Source organism: Abyssibacter sp. (assembly GCF_964229365.1).
In the GTDB taxonomy this organism is placed as follows: Bacteria; Pseudomonadota; Gammaproteobacteria; order Nevskiales; family OUC007; genus Abyssibacter.
Genome location: NZ_CAXRDQ010000040.1, coordinates 14,723 through 34,296 on the forward strand (window position 1 = coordinate 14,723; position 19,574 = coordinate 34,296).

The window sequence follows — 19,574 nt, forward strand, 5'->3', positions numbered from 1 at the left end:
CTCCCTGCCCACAAGCAAGTTCTCCCTCGAGATGTCCAAACGTCTGTTGTTATTAATCGTCGTGGCTCCGGCCGCGCTGGGTCTGATTGTCGCCATGATCCTGCGTGCACCCGCTCCGGTGCAATCCATCACCCTGCTGGACAACCCGCGACCCCTGCCGGATACGCGCCTGTTGACCGGCGAGCAGCAGACCGTGTCGGCCAATGCCGCAGGCAAGCAGTGGCGGCTGATGTTCTTCGGTTTCACGCACTGCCCGGACATCTGCCCGACCACGCTGCAACGGCTGGCGAAACTGCGCGGCGACTCCGACCTGCTACGCGATGCATTGCGTCTCGAGTTCGTCACGGTAGACCCGGAACGCGATACACCGGAAACCATGCAGCAATACGCCACCTACTTCGATCCCAGCATCCGTTCGCTCACCGGGTCGACCGACGCCATCGCCGAACTCGCCGAAGGCGCCGGCATCGCGTTTGTGAAGGTGCCGATGGATGACGGCGGCTACACGGTCGACCACTCAGCTGCGCTAGTCCTGGTCAGCCCATCCGGCGCCATCGCCGGTTATATCCTGCCGCCCTGGGATGACGATCAGCTGCGCAAGGACCTTGAGACCGTGGTGGCTTCGTGAGCGAGGCCCGCGAGCGCCTCACACCACAGCAACGCGCGTTCGTGCTGTTGCAAAGGGTGTTGCCCACGCTGATGCTCTCGCGACTCGCGCACCGCATCACGCGCAGCCAGCGCGCCTGGCTTAAGCGGCGCCTGATCCAGCGATTCATGTCCCACTTCGGCATCTCGTTGGCGGACGCCCGGCTGCGCAACCCGGATGCCTACGTCAGCTTCAATCACTTCTTCACGCGCGCGCTAGTGCCCAGCGCCCGCCCCATCGACCCCGACACGGACGCGCTGATCAGCCCGGTGGATGGAGCCGTCAGCCAGGCCGGGGCGAGTCAGGAAGGTCGCCTGATTCAGGCGAAGGGAATCCGCTATTCAGCGGCCGAATTACTGGGCTTGGATGCCGTTGGTCTGGGCGCATTCCTCGGTGGGGAATTTGCGACCTTGTATTTGTCACCCAAGGACTACCATCGGATCCACATGCCAATGGACGGCAAATTGATATCGATGAGCTTCCAACCTGGGCGGCTGTTCAGCGTCAATCCGACGACGGTGGCGGGGATTCCGCGCGTGTTCAGCCGCAACGAGCGGCTGAACCTGTTCTTCGAGACGGCAGTCGGCCCGTTCGCACTCGTGTTGGTTGGCGCGATCTTTGTTGGTTCGATCGAGACCCGCTGGACGGGTGTCGTGACACCGCCGCATGGTCAACGCGCCTGGCAGAAGCGCATGGACACACCGGTCTCGGTCGCCAAGGGCGAAGAGATTGGTCGGTTCAACATGGGTTCCACTGTCATCCTGCTGGCCGGGGCCGGCGGTGTGCAGTGGAGTTCGCAATTGCAACCACTGGCTCCGCTGCGCATGGGGCAGCGGATTGGAACCCTTGGCAGAGATTGATGCGCGCGCGGAACTGCTGCGGGCATCACGCCATCAGAACTAGGATGCTGGCCTAGGAGGCCGTCAATGAATCTGGCACGAATGGAATCGCTGGGATACGCTTCCCACTCAATGGATATGGACGCACATAGTCAACTCGACCGGGCCCTGCGGCGCTTACTGCGCCCGTTGGTGCGCATCATGCTCCGGCAAGGCATTTCCTTTGGCGAGTTCTCGGAAATCGCCAAGCGCACCTACATGGAGATCGCCTGGGACGAATTCACACCCAGCGATGCGCGCGCATCGGACTCGCGCGTAGCCATCATGACCGGACTGACGCGCAAGGAAGTGAAGCGTCTGCGCGAAACCCGCGCGCAGAAGACTGAGACGTCCACCAATCACATGAACCGGGCGACGCGCGTGCTGTCAGGCTGGTTCCGTGACCCGGATTTCTGCGACGAAAAGGGTCAGCCACGCAGGTTGAACATGACCGACGACGGCCTGCAGTTTCCGGCGCTGGTTCGCCGCTATTCGGGCGATATGCCGCCGCGCGCGATGCTCGAAGAGCTGCGTCGCGTGAACGCCGTGCGCGTCGATGAGAAGGGCATCCAGGTCCTCTCCCGCAGCTTTGTGCCCGCCGGTGGTGACCCCGACAGCCTGCGCATGTTCGGCCTGGCCATGAGCGACCTGGGCCACACCATTGACCGCAATCTGAACGATGGCACCAGCAGTGAAGAGCTTTTGTTCCAGCGCTACGTGTCGAACGCCCAACTGAATCCGCGCATGGTGCCGCTGTTCAAGCGCTTGCTCGCCGAACGTGGCATGCAATTGCTGGAGTCGCTGGACGATTGGATGTCCAGCAACGAACAACCGGATGACGCGGCCGGCTCATCCGCTCATATCGGCGCTGGCATCTATTTCTTTGATCGCACCGACCAGCCCCCCACCGACGACTAATCCATGCACCGATTGCTTGCCCACCGCCTGTTCCCTGCCCTTGTTGCCGCCAGCCTCACGGTGGCCTGCGGCACGGCTTTGCGGGTGGCCGGCATCGAAGGCACAGGAGACTCGAACGGCTCGGCGTCCGGTTATGGCAGCCTGTTCGTCAATGGCCGGGAGTTCGACACGAGTCTCACTGAGTTCCGGCTGAATGGAGCCTCGGCGACCGAAGCCGACATCAAGGTCGGCATGCAAACCTCGGTGCAAGGCGACCTGCTCGCCGAGCAGGCAAGCAGCGTTTCTGCCCGACGCGCGCTGCTGGCGCCCATCGACGGCATCGCACGCGTTGGCGCGGTCAAAACGGCGTCGTTATCCGTCCTCGGACAGAACGTTCGCGTCGATGAGATGACCCGGCTGATCGGCATCACGCTGGATGAACTCGACTCCGACATGCTGGTGGACATTCATGCGCTGGTGCCGGCATCAGGCGAAGCGCTGGCAACCTATCTCGCCGTGGAAGATTCCGACTACAGTGCCGGCAGCCAGCCGCTGACACTGACCGGCTTTGTCGACACGCTGTCGGCGACCGAGCTGACGATCGGCTCGCTCACCGTAGACGTCAGCGCAGCCACCGTCGTAGACGCCGTGGCCATTGGCGATCGCGTCACCGTCACCGGACAACAACCAACCCGCGGCGGCACGTTATTCGCGTCCGTGGTCACACCGGCGCCGGCCGCACCGACGCCAGCCACCTACGCCGATCGCGCCGTAGTTGTGGACGCCATCGATGGCAGCCGGGTGCGCGGCGGCCAAACCGAGATTGAACTGGCCGATGCGCAGCGCCGCGATACCGCCGCGCAGTCCATCGACGTTGGAGCCCATCTGCTCGCCCGTGGCCCGGTCGACGACAGCGGCCTGCTGAACGCAGCCGACTACTGGGTGATCCCGGCACCCGATGTCCTGCTGCACGGCGTCGTCGCAAGCCTGACACCGAACATCCAGGTTCTTGATCAGGCCCTCACCGTGCAGCCGCTGACCCAATACATCGAGTCCCGGCCCGGCCAGCCACGGCAGTTCTCGGCCACCGACTTGCAGCTCGGTGACGCGCTTGCGTTGGTCGGGTATTTCGACCAGAGCGGACAGCTCGTCGTGACACGCATGGAACGTACGCCCGCCGACCCGATAGCAGCGGTTTACGGCGTTCTGTCGGATATCGTGGCAGGCGTCACCTCCAACACACTGGTCATTGGCGGTGTCAACGTGATCACCGATGACAATACCGTCTACGAATCGGTCGGCGGTACCGAGATCTCGGAAACTGTCTTCCTCGCGACGGCAACAACGGGACTGCTGGTACAGGCCTGGGGCGAGGAAGTCACCGGCGCACACACCCTGCTCGCCAGCCGGGTCCGGCTGCTGAATTCGGAAGAAGATATCGCCACAGCGCGCTAGCGTCGGCCGCGGTTGTTTGTCGCCTAGTCGCGAGCAAACGGCATCACATGCCCCACTGCGTTCGCGCCTAGCGCGCACATAAGCAAGCGATCAACGCCCAACGCGACACCGCTTGCAGCCGGCAGCCCGAGCTCCAGCGCCGCCACCCAGTCCGCATCGATGGCCATGACGGGCAACCCGGCCCGGCGACGATACTCCAGATCCGCGGACGCCCGGCGGCGCCAGGCGTCCAGCTCGGTGAGTTCCTCACCGCCGTTTGCCAACTCCACGCCAGCCCAATACAACTCAAAGCGCAAGGCCCGCGTATCGTCGGCAGGATCCAGCCGGGCGAACGCGGCCTCTTCCGCGGGAAAACCCGTCACGAAGACCGGGCGATTCTGGCCCAGAGTCGGCTGAACACAGTGGGAAAACAGCAAGTCGCGTAACGCACGGGGATCAGCGGTCTCCAGCAGCTGCCGCGAGACGCCAAGGCCGGCTGCGCGTTGAGCCAGGGCGTGCCGGTCAGCCTCGGGTTCCAGACTCGTGTGGTCCACGAACACGCTCCGCCAGTCCACCGTGTCCACTTGCGTCACCGCGGGCTCGACCAGGCGCAGGATGGCGACCACCTCGTCCATCAAGTTCTGCATCGACCAGCCCGGTCGGTACCACTCCAGCATCGTGAATTCGGGCTGATGCAACCGACCCAGCTCACCGGCGCGGTAGACCTTGCCCAGCTGATAGATCGGCCGACCATGTTCCGCCAGCAGGCATTTCATCAATGCCTCAGGCGACGACTGCAGGAACTGCGGCTCCGCAGCCTCGCCCACGGCGAGCACCGGGATATGCGGGTCGGAAGCGCAGGTGATCCGCAAGGACGGCGTGTCCACCTCGACCACGCCGCAAGCGGCGAAATAGGCGCGAATCGCCGCCATCAAATCAGCGCGTTGCCGGAGCCGCTCCCAGCTCAGTCCGGAGCGGCCGTGCTCTCGCATGGCTTATTCTTTGACGCGCGACACGTACTCCGCCGTGCGCGTATCCACCTTCAGGAGTTCGCCCTCTTCGACGAACAGCGGAACGCGCACGACTGCGCCCGTTTCCAGCGTGGCCGGCTTGCCGCCACCACCGGAGGTGTCGCCACGCACACCGGGATCGGTTTCGGTGACCTTCAACTCAACGAAATTTGGTGGTTCCACGGAAATCGGCGAGCCATTCCAGAGCATCAACTTGCAGACGTCCTGCTCTTTCAACCAGATCTTGTTGTCGCCCACCGCGACTTCGTCTGCCGAGTACTGCTCGAAGCTGACGGGCTCCATGAAGTGCCAGAATTCACCGTCGTAGTAGAGATACTGGAGGTCCAACTCCATGACGTCGGCACCCTCGACGGTGTCGCCGGACTTGAACGTCTTTTCGACAACGCGGCCATTCTTGAGATTGCGCACGCGCACGCGGCTGAAGGCTTGGCCCTTACCCGGCTTCACGAATTCGTTTTCGACGATGGTGTAGGGATCACCGTCGAGGAGAATCTTCAGGCCGCTCTTGAACTGGTTCGTGGCGTAAGTCGTCATAGGGTCTCGCTCGCGCTGCGCCGCTGGCTGCGCGACGCCGATAGAATAAAAGGGATATGGAAGCGCGCATGATACAGCCACAGCCGTCGGGCACCGAGCCCCCGCAAGCGTTCCGCTCGCCCGGCGAGTTGCTCCGCCACCTTGGCCTCACGGAAGCGGCGCTGGCCTTTGCGCTCGACCCTCACCCGGATTTTCCGTTTCGTGTTCCACGTGCATTGGCCGACCGCATGCGTCATGGCGACGCGAAAGACCCGATCCTGCGTCAGGTGCTACCCAGTCTCGAGGAGCGCGCCGCCGATCCGCTGGCTTCGACCGACCCGGTCGGCGAGTCGCAGTTCGCGATCGGCGATGGCCTGATTCGCAAGTACCCCGGCCGGGCTCTCATCGTGACCACTGGCGCCTGTGCCGTGCACTGCCGGTATTGCTTTCGCCGCCACACGGACTACGGTGCCGTCGGCCTGGGGCGGCAACTGGAACGCGCCATTGAGGTACTGGAAGGCGACGCGACGATTCACGAGGTGATTCTGTCCGGCGGCGATCCGCTTTCACTGGCTGAACATCGCCTGATCGACCTCATCCAGGCGCTGGGCGACATCGCCCACCTGACCACACTGCGGCTGCATTCACGCACCGTGGTGGCAGATCCAGAGCGGCTTGGCGATCCGCTCATCGACGCGCTCGCAGCTAGCCGGCTCCGCATTGTCCTCGTGACCCACGTAAACCATGCCGCCGAGATCGGCCCATCGGCCCAGACGCGTCTGCGGGCGCTACAAAACGCCGGGATCACCTTGTTGAACCAATCCGTACTGCTAGGCGGCGTCAACGATCACGTCGAGACGCTGGCGGAGTTGTCGACCACACTCTTCGAAAACGGGGTGCTACCCTATTATCTGCATGCGCTGGACCCCGTGGCCGGTGCGTCTCACTACCGTGTCACTGACCTACACGCATTGCACATCATGCAAGAGCTTCGAGATCGTCTGCCTGGGTACTTGATTCCGCGCTTCGTTCGCGAGGTTCCGGGTGATGATTCCAAGCGCCCCGTTGAAGTGGGTCCGACAATCGCCACCAGCACGGAGCACTCGTGAGTCGCAGCCGGCAGAAACCCCAGTTGATCGTCGCGTCGCGCACGGAAAACCTCGCGAACACGATCCAGAGCGAGTTACGCAATTCGGGCATCCAGACACAGGTGCACTGGCCGTCGGCGGGCGACGAATTCGGCTCGATGCTGGCGAGTCTCACCCCCGAGTTAGTGCTGTGTGAAGAGCGCCTCAAGGACCCGGCGGTTGAGGATGTGATTCGGGCGGTCCGCGACTTCGATCCCGACCTGCCGGTGCTGGTCATGGGCGATCATGTCACGCTGATGCGCACCGTCGGCGCCATTGACCTGGGCGCGCGCGATTTTGTGTCGTCGCAGGACATGCGCCATCTCACCCTGGTCGTGCGCCGCGAACTGGAGTGCTACGAGGACCGTCGTCGCATGCATTCGCTGTTCAAGCGGGCGCAAGAGCTGGAAGCCCGCGCCCGCAGCCTGTTGAAGGAGACCGGTGACGCGGTGCTGCAGGTGCAGGAAGGCGTGATCACCGAGATCAACCCGGCCTTTCTGGGCCTGCTGGGGCGGACCACCGACGACGACGCATTGATCGGCCAGCCTGTGCTGGATATCGCCGCTGCCGACGACCAGCCATCGTTGAAAACCGTTCTGAAGCGAGCCCGTAAATCACCGGCAACGGAGATCGAAACGGAGATCCGGCTGCTGGGCAAGGACGGCGTCACGCCACCGGTGCAACTGGATGTGGCCTCCAAGTTCGTCGATGGCGAGCTGGTCACCGAATGCATGGTCCGCCAAAGCGCGCTGGACAAGGCATTCTCGCCCGGTAGCCGACCCGACCTGTTCAAGCGGCTACAGGCACTCACGCCTCCTGTCGATGGCAGCCTGACCGCGCTAGTGCTCATCTACGTCGACCAGTTCGATTCCCTGGAAGAGCGCATCGGCTATCTGGATTCCGATCAGATTCTGCAACACCTTTACGACATGCTGGCGCCGGTTCAGCAACCCGGCGACCGCGTGTTCCGGTTTTCGGTGTCGGAACTGATTCTGCTGGTGAAGCGCAGCTCCGCTGACGACACCCGGGCGTTCGCCGACCAATTGCTGGATGTCGTCGACCAAGCCACGTTCACCACGGCGGAACACGAGACCGCAATCACCGCAACCATCGTGTCCTACCCGCTCACCGGGGAGGAGCGCCCGCAGACGCTGATCCGCGATATGCGCCGCAACGCCGCGCAGGTGTCGCGGCGTGGTGGCGATATCACCATCTTCATGGGCCCGACGGCGGAAGCTTCAGAACGCAAGCGCGTGGCCGACCAGCAGGCCGAACGTATCCGTGCTGCCCTGCGCGCCGATCAACTGAAGCTGGTGTTCCAGCCGATCGCCAGTCTGGAAGGCGAGCCGGGCAACCTCCTCGACACCCATGTGCGCATGCTGACGCCCGACGGCGGCGAGCTGATGGCCATGGACTTTCTACCTGTGGCCATCGAGTACGAGTTGATGCCCGAGATCGACGCATGGGTCATGCAGGCGGCGGTGCGGGTGCTGGGCGGCTCGGGCGACGCGGCGGGCCTGAACCCCACCCTGTTCATTCGAATCTCCAACCAGACCCTGGCCAATCCGCAGACCGTGACCAGCATCTGGCGGGATGCGATCGAGTCAGGGCAATGTCGCAGCGAGCAGATCGTGTTCGAGATTGGTGAAGGGCAGATTCACGATCATCGCGCCAAGTTCGCGGCCCTCGCCGAGGCGCTACAAGCCCACGGCGGCCGCGTGGCAATTGACCGATTCGGCAACAAGCGTGCGTCGCTAAGCCTGCTCACAACCCTGCAGCCGCAGTTCATCAAGCTCGATCCGGCCTTTACGCGCTCGCTGGAATCCTCTGATGCTGAGGCGAAGCGCCAATTCGCTGAACTCATCGAGACCGCGCAGTCCCAAGGCATCCGGACGATCGCGGAGCATGTGGAGGACGCGAACTCCATGGCGCAGCTATGGCAACTCGGCATCAACTACGTGCAAGGCAACCACGTGCAGTCAACCATCACCGCCGACGAACCGCTGGCGGACGCCATTTCGCTCGTGTGAAGACCCGCCCGCAGGGCCGTGAAGACACCCGTTAAGGCTGCGACGACTCCAGGGCACGTATGCGTTCGCCAAGCGGTGGATGCGTCATGAACAAGCGGCGCAGACCCTGTCCCACGTGCCCGGCGATTCCGAATGCACTGAACTGATCAGGCAGAGGGTCCGGCTGTCCCCCCTGTAGCCGGCGTAGCGCCGCGATCATCTTGCGGCGACCGGCCAGATGGGCGCCTGCCGCATCGGCACGGAACTCACGCTGCCGCGAGAACCAGCACACCACCACGGACGCCAACACGCCGAACAGAATCTCGAACACAATCCAGGAGATGAAATACCCAGGCCCGCGGCCCTCCTGCGTACGAAAGATGAGGCGGTCGACAAAAAAGGCCGCGACGCGGGCGAGGAAAATCACGAAAGTATTCACCACGCCCTGGATCAGAGTGAGCGTCACCATGTCGCCATTGGCCACATGTCCGATCTCGTGACCCAGGACCGCCTCGACCTCGTCGGCGGACATGTTCTGGAGCAACCCGGTGGACACGGCGACCAAGGCGTTGTTCTTGGACGCGCCCGTGGCGAACGCGTTGGGCGATGGCGACTGGAAGATCGCGACCTCCGGCATGCCGATGCCCGCCTGACGCGCCAGCCGCTGCACGGTTTGCATCAGCCAGGCTTCTTGGGAGTTCGATGGCCGCTCGATGACCTGCGCGCCCATGGACCGTTTGGCCATCCACTTGCTCATGGCCAGCGATATGAACGCCCCGCCAAAACCGAACACCGCCGAAAAGATCAGCAACGCGCCGTAGTTGAGCTGCCCGCCCGTCGTGTGATCAAAGGCGTTGACGCCGAACACGGCGCCCAGCACCCAGACCGCAATGGACAGAATCACCATCACCGCGATGTTGGTGGCCAGAAACAGAACAATTCGCTTCATCGATATCCCTGATGTCGACCGAGATCTACAGTCATCGCCTACGACCTCAACGCAGATCGTCGGTTCGCGATGCCCCGCCTAATATGCGACCGCCGAACGGCGAATCAAGCATCCACGGTGACGATTCGCTGCACCCGCTGAAAGCCCCGCGGGAGCATGACCCCTCGCTGGGCACGCTTGCCCTGATAGCTGGCCTCGATATCGGAGATTTTCAGCCCGATGTGGCGCTGGCCGCTCTCCAGCCGGAGTTGTTGTGCGGGGCCCAGCGCGGCCCAGCCCACCAGGGTCTCACCGGCCTTGAGGGTCATCAGCTTGTTGCCCTTGCCGCGCGCGAGTTCGGGCAACTCATCCAGCGGAAAGGCGAGCATCCGTCCACCGGACGACACCACGCAAATCCATTGCGCGTCGCTGCCGAAAGGCACCGGGGCGAGCACCGCACCCGCTTTCGGCACCGTCAGCACGGTCTTGCCGCTCTTGTTCCGGCTGACCAGTTCGGAGACCCGGGTCGCGAAGCCGTACCCGGCGCTGGAGCCAAGCAGCACCCGCTGTTCGGGATCGCCAATGACCAGACCGACGAAACGAGCGCCGGGCGGCGGATTGAGCTTGCCTGACAGCGGCTCGCCCTGCCCGCGTGCCGACGGCAGCTTGTGTGCTGCGATCTGATAGGACCGGCCGGTTGAATCGAGGACCACCAGCGACTGGTTACTGCGGCCCGGCACATCGCAGAGATAGGCGTCGCCGGCCTTATAGCTGAGCGTATCCGCCTCGACGGCGTGCCCCTTGGCCGCCCTGATCCAGCCAAGCTCGGATAACACCACGGTGATGGGCTCGGCCGGCAGCAGGTCCGACTCGGCCAGAGCACGGGCCTGCGGCCGTTGCGCCAGCGCGCAGCGGCGATCGTCGCCGTATTTTTCGGCATCCGCGGACAACTCTTCGCGAATCAGTTTGGTCATCCGGGCTTCTGAACCCAGCACGCCGGTGAGCCAGTCGCGCTCGCGGGCCAGTTCATCCTGTTCGCCGCGAATCTTCATCTCTTCCAGACGCATCAGGTGACGCAAGCGCAGGTTGAGAATCGCCTCGGCCTGGACCTCGGTGATGCCGAAGCGCTCCATCATCACCGGCTTGGGCGCCTCCTCGGTGCGGATGATGCGAATCACCTCATCGATATTCAGATAGGCGATCAGCAGACCGTCGAGGATGTGCAAGCGGTCTTCGACCTTGGTCAACCGATGTTCCAGGCGCCGCCGCACGGTCTGACGGCGGAACACCAGCCACTCGCTCAATATCTCGCGCAGACCACGCACGCGTGGACGACCATCAAGGCCGATCATGTTGAGGTTGACGCGTATGGTCTTTTCCAGATCGGTCGTCGCGCAGAGATGCGCGATCAGCGCATCGACATCGACCCGATTGGACCGCGGCGAGATCACCAGCCGGCAAGGCGATTCGTGGTCCGATTCATCCCGCAGGTCGTCGACCATCGGCAGCTTCTTGGCCCGCATCTGCGCCGCGATCTGCTCCAGGATCTTGGAACCGGACACATGGTGGGGCAGCGCCGAGACAACCAGGTCCTGACCATCACGCTCGAATACGGCACGGACACGCACCTGCCCGGTCCCGGCCTCGTAGATGGCGCGCAGCTCATCGGTGCTGGACACGATCTCGCAGCCGGTCGGGAAATCCGGCGCGGGCACATACGCCAGCAAATCGTCCAGAGTCGCCTTGGGCCGGTCCAGCAAATGCCGGGCCGCCGTGACGACTTCGCGCAGGTTATGGGGAGGGATGTCCGTGGCCATACCCACGGCGATGCCGGTGCCGCCATTGAGCAGCACATTCGGCAGCCGCGCCGGCAGCACCTTGGGTTCGGTCAGCGTGCCATCGAAATTCGGCGCCCAGTCCACGGTTCCCAGCGCGATCTCCGCGAGCAGCGTCGCCGCATAGGGGGCTAGCCGGGATTCGGTATAGCGCATGGCCGCAAAGGACTTGGGATCGTCCGGCGAGCCCCAGTTGCCCTGTCCGTCGACAATGGGATAGCGGTAGGTGAACGGCTGCGCCATGATCACCATCGCCTCGTAACAGGCGCTGTCGCCATGCGGATGGAACTTGCCGATCACGTCGCCGACGGTGCGCGCCGACTTCTTGTGTTTGGACGCCGCGCTAAGTCCTAACTCGCTCATCGCGTAGGTAATACGCCGCTGCACCGGTTTGAGGCCGTCCCCGATATGGGGCAGCGCCCGGTCCAGCACGACGTACATGGAGTAGTCCAGGTAGGCCTTTTCGGCAAAGCTGCGGATCGGCAGGTATTCGCCTTCCAGCGCGGTGTCTTCAGTCATCTCGCGTTCCCGTCAGAACGGTGGGAAAAAATATGGGCTCAGCCGACTGGCTCGGCGCGATCACCCTCGGCTTCCAGCCAGACGCGGCGATCAGACGCCCGTTTCTTGGCCAGCAGCATGTCGAACAGCGCATCGGCGTCGGTGGCCTCGACACGCAGTTGAACCAACCTGCGGGTATCCGGTGCCATGGTGGTCTCGCGCAGCTGCGGCGGGTTCATCTCGCCCAGGCCCTTGAATCGCGTCACCGACACCTTGCCCTTGATGCCCTCCGCATCAATGCGGTCCAGGATGCCGTCGCGCTCTGCGTCGTCCAGCGCGTATTCCACCTGCTTGCCGATATCGACACGGAACAGCGGCGGCATCGCCACGTAGACATGGCCCTGCTCCACCAAAGGACGGAAGTGCTTCAGGAACAAGGCGCAAAGCAGCGTGGCGATATGCAGGCCATCCGAATCGGCGTCGGCGAGAATGCACACCTTGCCGTAGCGCAGGCCGACCAGGTCGGCCTGACCGGGCGAGATCCCGATGGCCACCGAAATATCATGAATTTCCTGCGACCCGAGGATCTCGCCGGTGTCGACCTCCCAGGTGTTCATGATCTTGCCGCGCAGCGGCATGATCGCCTGTGTCGTCCGGTCTCGGGCCTGCTTGGCTGAGCCACCAGCCGAATCCCCCTCCACCAGAAACAGCTCGGTCTGTGCGGGATCGTCGATCACGCAGTCGGCCAGCTTGCCGGGCAGCGCGGGGCCGGAGACCACCCTCTTGCGCACCACTTTCTTGGCGGCCCGCGCCCGACGCTGGGCCGTGGAGATAATCCACTGGGCCAGCGCTTCGCCGTCCTGATGATGCTGGTTCAGCCACAGGCTGAAGGCGTCCTTGACCACGCCGGAAACAAAGGCGGCGCATTCGCGCGAACTCAGGCGCTCCTTGGTCTGTCCGGCGAACTGCGGATCCTGCATCTTCACCGAGATCACGTACGCGCAGCCATTCCAGACGTCATCCGGCGTGATGCGCAGGCCGCGCGGCAGCAGATTACGAAACTCGCAGAACTCGCGCATCGCTTCGGTGAGCCCGGTGCGCAGGCCGTTTACATGGGTCCCACCCTGTGGGGTCGGCACCAGATTCACATAGCTTTCGGTGACCACGGAAGACTCGCTGTCTTCGTCGACCACCCAGGCCACGGCCCAGTCCACGCCCTCTCGCTCGCTGGCGAAATGGCCGACAAAGGCCTGTTGTGGAATGCGATCGGCCACCCCCACCGATTCATCCAGGTACTCCGCAAGACCGTCTGCGTAGCACCAGACCTCCGGCTCCTCGACACCCGGGTAGTGGAAGACGACTCGCAGGCCGGGACATAGCACGGCCTTGGCCCGCAACACGTGGCGCAAACGAGGAATGGAAAACTTCGGCGAGTCGAAAAAGGTGACATCCGGCCAAAAGCGTAAGCGTGTGCCGGTGTTGCGCTTGCCCACCGCCTCGACCGCCTCCAGCGGTCCGACCAATGCCCCGGCGGCGTACACCGACATCCAGCGCTGTCCGTCGCGCTTGATGTCCACCTCCAGGCGGGTGGACAGCGCATTGACCACCGACACCCCGACCCCGTGGAGCCCGCCGGAAAACTGATAGTTCTTGCTGGAAAACTTCCCGCCGGCATGCAGCCGCGTGAGGATGAGCTCAACGCCCGGCACCCCATGCTCCGGATGGAGATCAACCGGCATGCCGCGGCCGTCGTCCTCGACCTGCAAGGAACCGTCGTCAAACACGGTGACCTGGATTTCGGTGGCGTGGCCGGCCAGGGCTTCATCGACACTGTTGTCGATGACCTCCTGCGCCAGATGATTGGGTCGTTGCGTATCGGTGAACATGCCCGGGCGCTTCCGGACAGGCTCCAGGCCGCTGAGCACCTCGATGGAGGCCGCGTCGTAACTACTTGTCATGATTGGCTTTTAAGGAAACACTGATTGATTCGTACCGCCAAGTTGCTGCCCGAAATGAGGCCAAGCAAGGCGCGAGAAGTGAAGTTTGGTCATTCCAAATAAGCGACGAACACCCATTCGCCAAGCGCGAATTGAAACCGCCGATGGCCGGTCCGAATCCGTTCCGTACGCATTCGTGTCGTTCGCTCATTTGGAATGACCCAATCGCACTCACTACCGCCTTCGCTTGCGCGAAAACCGTCTCCGGCTTGGTGGTACGAAGCAATCAGTGTTTCCTTCACGAGCGGCGAAACACCGCGTGCAGGCAACCTAATCGACGCCCGTCGTGCAATCAAGCAGCGACCCATTCTGACGGATTGCGACGCCTGCCGCCGCCGACTCGGCGCATGTGAATCCATTACACTTGCGCCCCCGAAAATCGCCGCCACGCCGATGCCGCAGTCCAACAAAACCCAGAAACTCTCGCTGTCCGATTTCGAATCCGCAGTCGCGGAACTGGAAGGCATTGTGACAGCCATGGAATCGGGAGAGCTGAGCCTTGAGCAGTCGCTGCAACGCTTCGAGCGCGGCGTCACCCTCGTCAAGGCCTGTCAGGAGGCGGTGCGCGGCGCCGAGCTACGCATTCGTCAGCTCACCGAAGACGGCGAAGAGACAGCCCTACCGGACGACGAGCCCGGCTTGTGAATTCAGAGGGCTTCCGGCGAACGCTGGAACAACGGGCGCGCCGGGTCGAACTGGCCGCGCAGGGCTGGCTGCCCGCGGCGGAAACCTCGCCTCAGCGACTGCACCAAGCCATGCGCTATGCGGTACTGGGTGGCGGCAAGCGGCTGCGCCCGCAACTGGTCTACGCCGCAGGCAAGGCGCTGGGCATCGCAGAGCAACGCCTCGACGGGCCCGCGGCTGCGCTGGAATTGATTCATGCCTATTCGCTGATTCACGACGACCTGCCGGCCATGGACGATGACGACCTGCGGCGCGGTCGGCCCACCGTCCACAAGGCATTCGATGAGGCTACGGCCGTTCTCGCCGGTGACGCGCTGCAGCCCTTGGCATTCGAGGTGCTGGCGCATGACGAAGCCATGCAGGCCACAGCCGTACAGCGTCTTCATATGATCCGTCGCCTAAGCCTTGCAGCCGGGTCCCGCGGCATGGTGGGCGGCCAGGCGATGGACCTGGACCAGGTCGGACAAGCACCCGAGCTGCGCGTTATCGACACCATGCATCGACTGAAAACCGGCCAGCTCATCGAGGCCGCCGTACTGCTGCCGACCGCGTTGCTGTCCCCCCCTGACGCTGCCGCAGCCTCGGTGCTGGAAACCTATGGGCAATGCATCGGTCTGGCGTTTCAAATCCACGACGATGTGCTCGACGAAGTCGGCGACTCGGCCGTCCTGGGCAAGACCGCCGGCGCCGATCGGGCGCGTGACAAACCGACCTACCCGGCGATGATGGGACTGGACGCCTCGCGCAAGCGCGCATCCGAGCTGGTGGAGTCCGCCCTGGACAGCCTGACTTTGTTCGCCGAAAACGCCGATGATCTCAGGGCCTTGGCACAGCACGTGATCACGCGGGAGAAATGAGTTTGAAGCCCATACGCCACCGCTCCATAATGGTGCGATCCCTCCGCTTGGTAATTCCGTGTCATGTCTGACGCGTCTGGTTATTCTCTGCTCGGTCGCGTCCACTCGCCCGAAGACCTTCGCGCCCTTCGCGAGGATCAACTCCCGGCGCTTGCCGTTGACCTGCGCCGCTTTCTGATCGAAACGCTGGGCCGGGTCGGCGGTCACTTCGCCGCTAACCTCGGGACGGTGGAACTGACCATCGCGCTGCACTATCTGCTCGATACGCCCGATGACCGCCTGGTCTGGGATGTGGGCCACCAGGCCTACCCTCACAAGGTGCTAACGGGCCGTCGCTCCCGATTGGAGACCATCCGCAAGAAAGATGGACTGGCGCCGTTTCCGTCACGGGACGAAAGCGAGTACGACACCTTCGGAACCGGTCACTCCAGTACCGCCATCTCCGCGGCTGTCGGTATGGCCGAAGGCATTCGTTTGCTCGGTCGCCACGGTGAACAACGTGTGGCCTGCGTCATCGGGGACGGCGGCATGACGGCCGGCATGGCCTTCGAGGCGCTGAACCACCTCGGCAGTGCCGGCAGTGACGTGCTGGTGATCTACAACGACAACGACATGTCGATTTCGCAGAATGTCGGCGCCCTGCGTGACCACTGCGCCCGCGTCTTCGCGCGGCATCCCGACGCGGCCCGCACACCCGATGCCTATCGCCGTGCCATGGCGCCGGAGAGCGAGTTGTCACCAGACGATGGCGATCTGTTTGAATCGCTGGGTGTGCAATACCTCGGGCCGGTCGACGGCCACGATCTCGACACGCTGTTACCCGCCTTGCGACAGGCGCTGACCACGCGCGGTCCACGGCTTCTTCACGTTGCGACCGTCAAGGGCAAGGGTTTTGACCCGGCCGAATGCGACCCCATCGCCTACCACGGAGTGAGTGGATTTGATCCGGTGACGGGCGAAATGCCGAAAGGCGGAGCGTCACGGCCGACCTTCACCAAGGTATTCGGCCGCTGGCTATGTCAGGCAGCCGAAGCCGATCCGAAGCTGGTCGCGATCACCCCCGCCATGCGTGAAGGCTCGGGCCTGGTCGAATTCGCCAACCGCTTCCCGGATCGCTACTTCGATGTCGCAATCGCCGAGCAGCATGCGGTCACGCTGGGCGCCGGACTGGCGACCGAAGGCCTGCATCCGGTCGTCGCGATCTACTCGACGTTTCTGCAGCGCGGTTACGACCAGCTGGTTCATGACGTCGCCATACAGAACCTGCCGGTCATGTTTGCCATTGACCGTGGCGGCATCGTCGGTGCCGATGGCGCCACGCACAACGGCGCCTTCGACCTCAGCTATCTGCGCTGCGTGCCGAACATGGTGGTGATGGCGCCTAGCGACGAAAACGAATGCCAACGCATGCTCGCCACCGGCATTCGGCACGACGGCCCGAGCGCCGTGCGCTATCCGCGTGGTAGCGGGCCGGGCGCGGAGCTCGACGAGATCGCGCAGCCCCTTGAGATCGGTCGCGCACGGATTGTGCGCTCGGCTCTGGGCCGACGCCGCCCCCGTGTGGCCATCCTGGCCTTCGGAATCATGGTGGAACCCGCACTCGCCGCAGCGGAACTGCTGGACGCCGCGGTCGTCGACATGCGCTTCGTCAAACCGATCGATGTCGATATGGTCTTGCGCATGGCCGATGAAGCAGACCTACTCGTCACCGTCGAGGACAACGTCGTGGCTGGCGGTGCTGGCAGTGCCGTCAACGAGGTGTTGATGGCGCGTCACCTGGCCGTGCCGGCGCTCAACCTCGGGCTACCGGATACGTTCGTCGAACATGGCGGTCGCGAAGAGGTGCTGGCCGATCTGGGTCTGGATGCCACCGGGATTCAGCGCGCCATCCAGCGCCGGCTGCGAGCACGCGACCTGGACGGCGTCAGTTCGGCCGGCAGCGCGGGCTAGTTCGCGTAGCGACCAGGCCGCGTCGCCAACTGGTCCAGCCTCCAGGCGTCCGTCGGTTCTTCACGTTCCAGCGTGATTTCCACCGCGTCGGGCAGCCCGGCGAATAAATCGAGCCCGGTCGCCTGCTCGACCGCGTCAATCGTCTCCACGAAATTCCGCAGATCAGCATCCGTAGCCGCCTGCTGTGGAACGACGAAGGCCAGCGCCCGCAAGCCGCCGTCGTCATCACGAGCCAGCAGCACGCGATATAACGCATCCGGCACTTCCACCTGGTCGCCAACCCACTCGCGCTGAGCGTCGAACACGGGACCGGTGACCACCCACAAGGTCTCCGTCTCGGCGGCCCACTGATCGGTTTCCAGCTCCTCGATCCGCTGCCAGACCCCGCGGTTCATGGCGTGACGTTGGGCAACGATATTGCTCATCCGGAACGTGGCCAGCTGCGCATCCCGCCCGTACAGGCGGGAGATCGCGTAATTCGGAGCCAGATGCCCACGCCCGTAGGCAGTGCCCCGCAGCGCGTCTGGCGCCGGCTGTCTGAAGACTCGCCAATCCCGGTTGAACCGGTCCGGCCTGGGCGGGCCGGCGGGGTCGGTGATATGCCCGCTTCGGTAGGCGACCCAAATCGGCGCTGCGCGGATTTCCGAATATCCGGTCAGGAAACCGGGCGACTCCAGAACCCGAACCCATGTGTACCGGCCACCAGTCTCCGCCGCGACCGGCAATCCACCGGGTAGCGCAGCATCGGCGCCCCAGGGCGGAAGTAGCAGCGCGGCGACCAGCCACAGCGCGACCGCAAGACCACCGGCGAGGGTCCCGATTCGGCGCCTGGTGCGCGTCATGCAGCGGCCGTGTCGAACCAGGCCAGGTCCGGCCGGAGAGTGACCACCGTGCCGACAATCAACAGCGCCGGCCCCTTGAGTTGGGCCGTGAGCACCCGCTCCGGAAGCGTTCGCAGGGTCCCGGAGACGACCCGCTGCGCCCGTAACGTGCCCGACTCGATCATTGCGCAAGGATGCGTCGGCCGCAGTCCGTGAGCCACCAGCTGCCCGCATACGTCAGCAAGCGTTGCCAGGCCCATGTAAACGACCAGTGTCTGCTGCGGTGCTGCCATCGCCTGCCAGGGCAGGTCCAACTCACCGTTGGCCTTGCGGTGGCCGGTCACGAACATGCAGGACTGGGCGTGATCGCGATGCGTCAGCGGTATTCCGGCATACGCGGCGCAACCCGACGCTGCGGTGATGCCGGGCACGACCTCCACGTTGAGACCGGCCGCCACGACATCGGCAAGCTCTTCGCCTCCGCGACCAAATATGAAGGGATCGCCACCCTTGAGACGGACCACCTGCTTGCCCGCACGGGCGTAGTCGATCATCAGCGCATTGATCTGCGATTGCGGCACGGTATGCCGATCCCGGCGCTTGCCCACGTGGATGCGCTCGGCGTCTCGCCGTGCCAGATCGACCAGGTCCTGATTGACCAAGCGGTCGAACAGCACCACATCGGCATCTTGCAAGCGGCGTAGCGCGCGCAAGGTCAGCAGTTCGGGGTCGCCGGGACCGCCACCGACCAGGCTCACGCGGCCCGCCGGCGCTTTGCGTGGCTCACCGGCCTGCGCCAAGGCACGTTCGATCCGCTGGCCGATCAATTCATCGGATTCGGCAAAGCCCTCCCGCCAGAGGCTGTCAACCAGCCCCTCCCAGAATCCGCGCACCCGATCTGCGTCCAGCCGCTCGCGCACACGATCGCGAAAACCCGATGCAATCTCGATGAAACCGCCCATCCGGGCCGGAAGCACCTGCTCGATCCGCTCGCGGATACGCCGAGCCAGCACCGGCATTACACCTTGGGAGCTGATCGCGACCAAGATCTCACCGCGTTCGACAATGGCGGGGGTGATTGCGGTGCATTGCGCCCGATCGTCCACCACGTTCACAGGAATATTGCGGGCCTGGGCCGCCCTGGACACCGCGGCATTCACCCCGGCATCTGCCGTGGCCGCGATGACCAGGCGCTGCGCCGCCACGTCGCCCGGCTCGAACTCGCGGCCGGACCAGGTGATGGATCCGGCCTGCGCGGCCTCTTCCAGAGCGGGCGTCAGCGCAGGTGACACCACCGTGATTCTGGCCGGTGTGCGCGCAAGCAACCGCCATTTTCGCTCGGCGATCACGCCGCCGCCGACGATCAGCACGTCGGCCGCTGTCATGTCGAGAAAGACCGGAAAATACCGCACCGATGTACCCCTGCGCCGTGGTGGTCCGGGCGCCCGACTGCACCCTGATAGACCGGC

16 protein-coding genes are annotated in these 19,574 nt (G+C 64.0%); 9 read left to right on the forward strand and 7 right to left on the reverse strand.

Features of this window, described 5'->3' with window-relative positions; all coding sequences use genetic code 11:
- Nucleotides 1-31 precede the first annotated feature (31 nt).
- The 4 genes from ACE1EY_RS06720 (at nt 32) to ACE1EY_RS06735 (ending at nt 3,876) form a co-directional block, all read left to right on the forward strand.
- The gene (locus ACE1EY_RS06720; RefSeq protein ID WP_291512881.1) at nt 32-628 is read left to right on the forward strand and encodes an SCO family protein; all 597 of its coding nucleotides are present in this window, start codon (nt 32-34) and stop codon (nt 626-628) included.
- Nucleotides 629-699: 71 nt separating this feature from the next.
- Nucleotides 700-1,506 (forward strand): archaetidylserine decarboxylase, encoded by an 807-nt coding sequence (asd, locus tag ACE1EY_RS06725; RefSeq protein ID WP_370299775.1) that lies wholly within the window; start codon nt 700-702, stop codon nt 1,504-1,506.
- 66 nt (nt 1,507-1,572) lie between these two features.
- Nucleotides 1,573-2,442, forward strand: a complete 870-nt coding sequence (locus tag ACE1EY_RS06730) for a DUF6502 family protein (protein WP_291512883.1) — start codon at nt 1,573-1,575, stop codon at nt 2,440-2,442.
- A gap of 3 nt (nt 2,443-2,445) precedes the next feature.
- Entirely contained in the window at nt 2,446-3,876 is a 1,431-nt protein-coding gene (locus tag ACE1EY_RS06735) for a DUF5666 domain-containing protein (RefSeq protein ID WP_291512884.1), read from the forward strand.
- A 23-nt stretch (nt 3,877-3,899) separates the two neighbouring features.
- Here ACE1EY_RS06735 and epmA read toward each other — a convergent pair whose 3' ends face one another.
- On the reverse strand, nt 3,900-4,847 hold the full coding sequence (epmA, locus tag ACE1EY_RS06740; RefSeq protein ID WP_370299756.1) for an EF-P lysine aminoacylase EpmA: 948 nt from the start codon (nt 4,845-4,847) through the stop codon (nt 3,900-3,902).
- A gap of 3 nt (nt 4,848-4,850) precedes the next feature.
- A complete protein-coding gene (gene efp, locus ACE1EY_RS06745) occupies nt 4,851-5,420 on the reverse strand; it encodes an elongation factor P (protein ID WP_291512886.1) in 570 nt (189 codons plus the stop codon).
- Nucleotides 5,421-5,488: 68 nt separating this feature from the next.
- Between efp and epmB the strand changes: the two genes are divergently transcribed.
- The gene (epmB, locus tag ACE1EY_RS06750) at nt 5,489-6,508 is read left to right on the forward strand and encodes an EF-P beta-lysylation protein EpmB (RefSeq protein ID WP_291512887.1); all 1,020 of its coding nucleotides are present in this window, start codon (nt 5,489-5,491) and stop codon (nt 6,506-6,508) included.
- On the forward strand, nt 6,505-8,556 hold the full coding sequence (locus ACE1EY_RS06755) for an EAL domain-containing protein (RefSeq protein ID WP_370299757.1): 2,052 nt from the start codon (nt 6,505-6,507) through the stop codon (nt 8,554-8,556). The genes epmB and ACE1EY_RS06755 overlap by 4 nt, the downstream gene beginning before the upstream one ends.
- Before the next feature lie 31 nt (nt 8,557-8,587).
- Here ACE1EY_RS06755 and htpX read toward each other — a convergent pair whose 3' ends face one another.
- The 3 genes from htpX to parE form a co-directional block, all read right to left on the reverse strand.
- A complete protein-coding gene (gene htpX / locus ACE1EY_RS06760; RefSeq protein WP_291512889.1) occupies nt 8,588-9,484 on the reverse strand; it encodes a protease HtpX in 897 nt (298 codons plus the stop codon).
- A 104-nt stretch (nt 9,485-9,588) separates the two neighbouring features.
- The gene (parC, locus tag ACE1EY_RS06765) at nt 9,589-11,817 is read right to left on the reverse strand and encodes a DNA topoisomerase IV subunit A (protein ID WP_370299758.1); all 2,229 of its coding nucleotides are present in this window, start codon (nt 11,815-11,817) and stop codon (nt 9,589-9,591) included.
- 38 nt (nt 11,818-11,855) lie between these two features.
- Complete coding sequence (gene parE / locus ACE1EY_RS06770) at nt 11,856-13,754, reverse strand: DNA topoisomerase IV subunit B (protein WP_370299759.1); 1,899 nt, start codon at nt 13,752-13,754, stop codon at nt 11,856-11,858.
- A 432-nt stretch (nt 13,755-14,186) separates the two neighbouring features.
- Here parE and ACE1EY_RS06775 point away from each other — a divergent pair, with 432 nt between their 5' ends.
- The 3 genes from ACE1EY_RS06775 to dxs all read left to right on the forward strand — a co-directional run bounded on the left by ACE1EY_RS06775 (nt 14,187) and on the right by dxs (nt 17,284).
- A complete protein-coding gene (locus tag ACE1EY_RS06775) occupies nt 14,187-14,438 on the forward strand; it encodes an exodeoxyribonuclease VII small subunit (RefSeq protein ID WP_370299760.1) in 252 nt (83 codons plus the stop codon).
- Nucleotides 14,435-15,334 (forward strand): polyprenyl synthetase family protein, encoded by a 900-nt coding sequence (locus tag ACE1EY_RS06780; protein WP_370299761.1) that lies wholly within the window; start codon nt 14,435-14,437, stop codon nt 15,332-15,334. Before ACE1EY_RS06775 ends, ACE1EY_RS06780 begins: the two co-directional genes overlap by 4 nt.
- A 63-nt stretch (nt 15,335-15,397) precedes the next feature.
- On the forward strand, nt 15,398-17,284 hold the full coding sequence (dxs, locus tag ACE1EY_RS06785; protein ID WP_370299762.1) for a 1-deoxy-D-xylulose-5-phosphate synthase: 1,887 nt from the start codon (nt 15,398-15,400) through the stop codon (nt 17,282-17,284).
- Here dxs and ACE1EY_RS06790 read toward each other — a convergent pair.
- Nucleotides 17,281-18,126, reverse strand: a complete 846-nt coding sequence (locus tag ACE1EY_RS06790) for a DNA/RNA non-specific endonuclease (protein ID WP_291514321.1) — start codon at nt 18,124-18,126, stop codon at nt 17,281-17,283. The genes dxs and ACE1EY_RS06790 overlap by 4 nt on opposite strands.
- Nucleotides 18,123-19,517: a siroheme synthase CysG gene (gene cysG / locus ACE1EY_RS06795; RefSeq protein WP_291514320.1), complete on the reverse strand. Its 1,395-nt coding sequence runs from the start codon at nt 19,515-19,517 to the stop codon at nt 18,123-18,125. Before cysG ends, ACE1EY_RS06790 begins: the two co-directional genes overlap by 4 nt.
- Between the last annotated feature and the right edge of the window lie 57 nt (nt 19,518-19,574).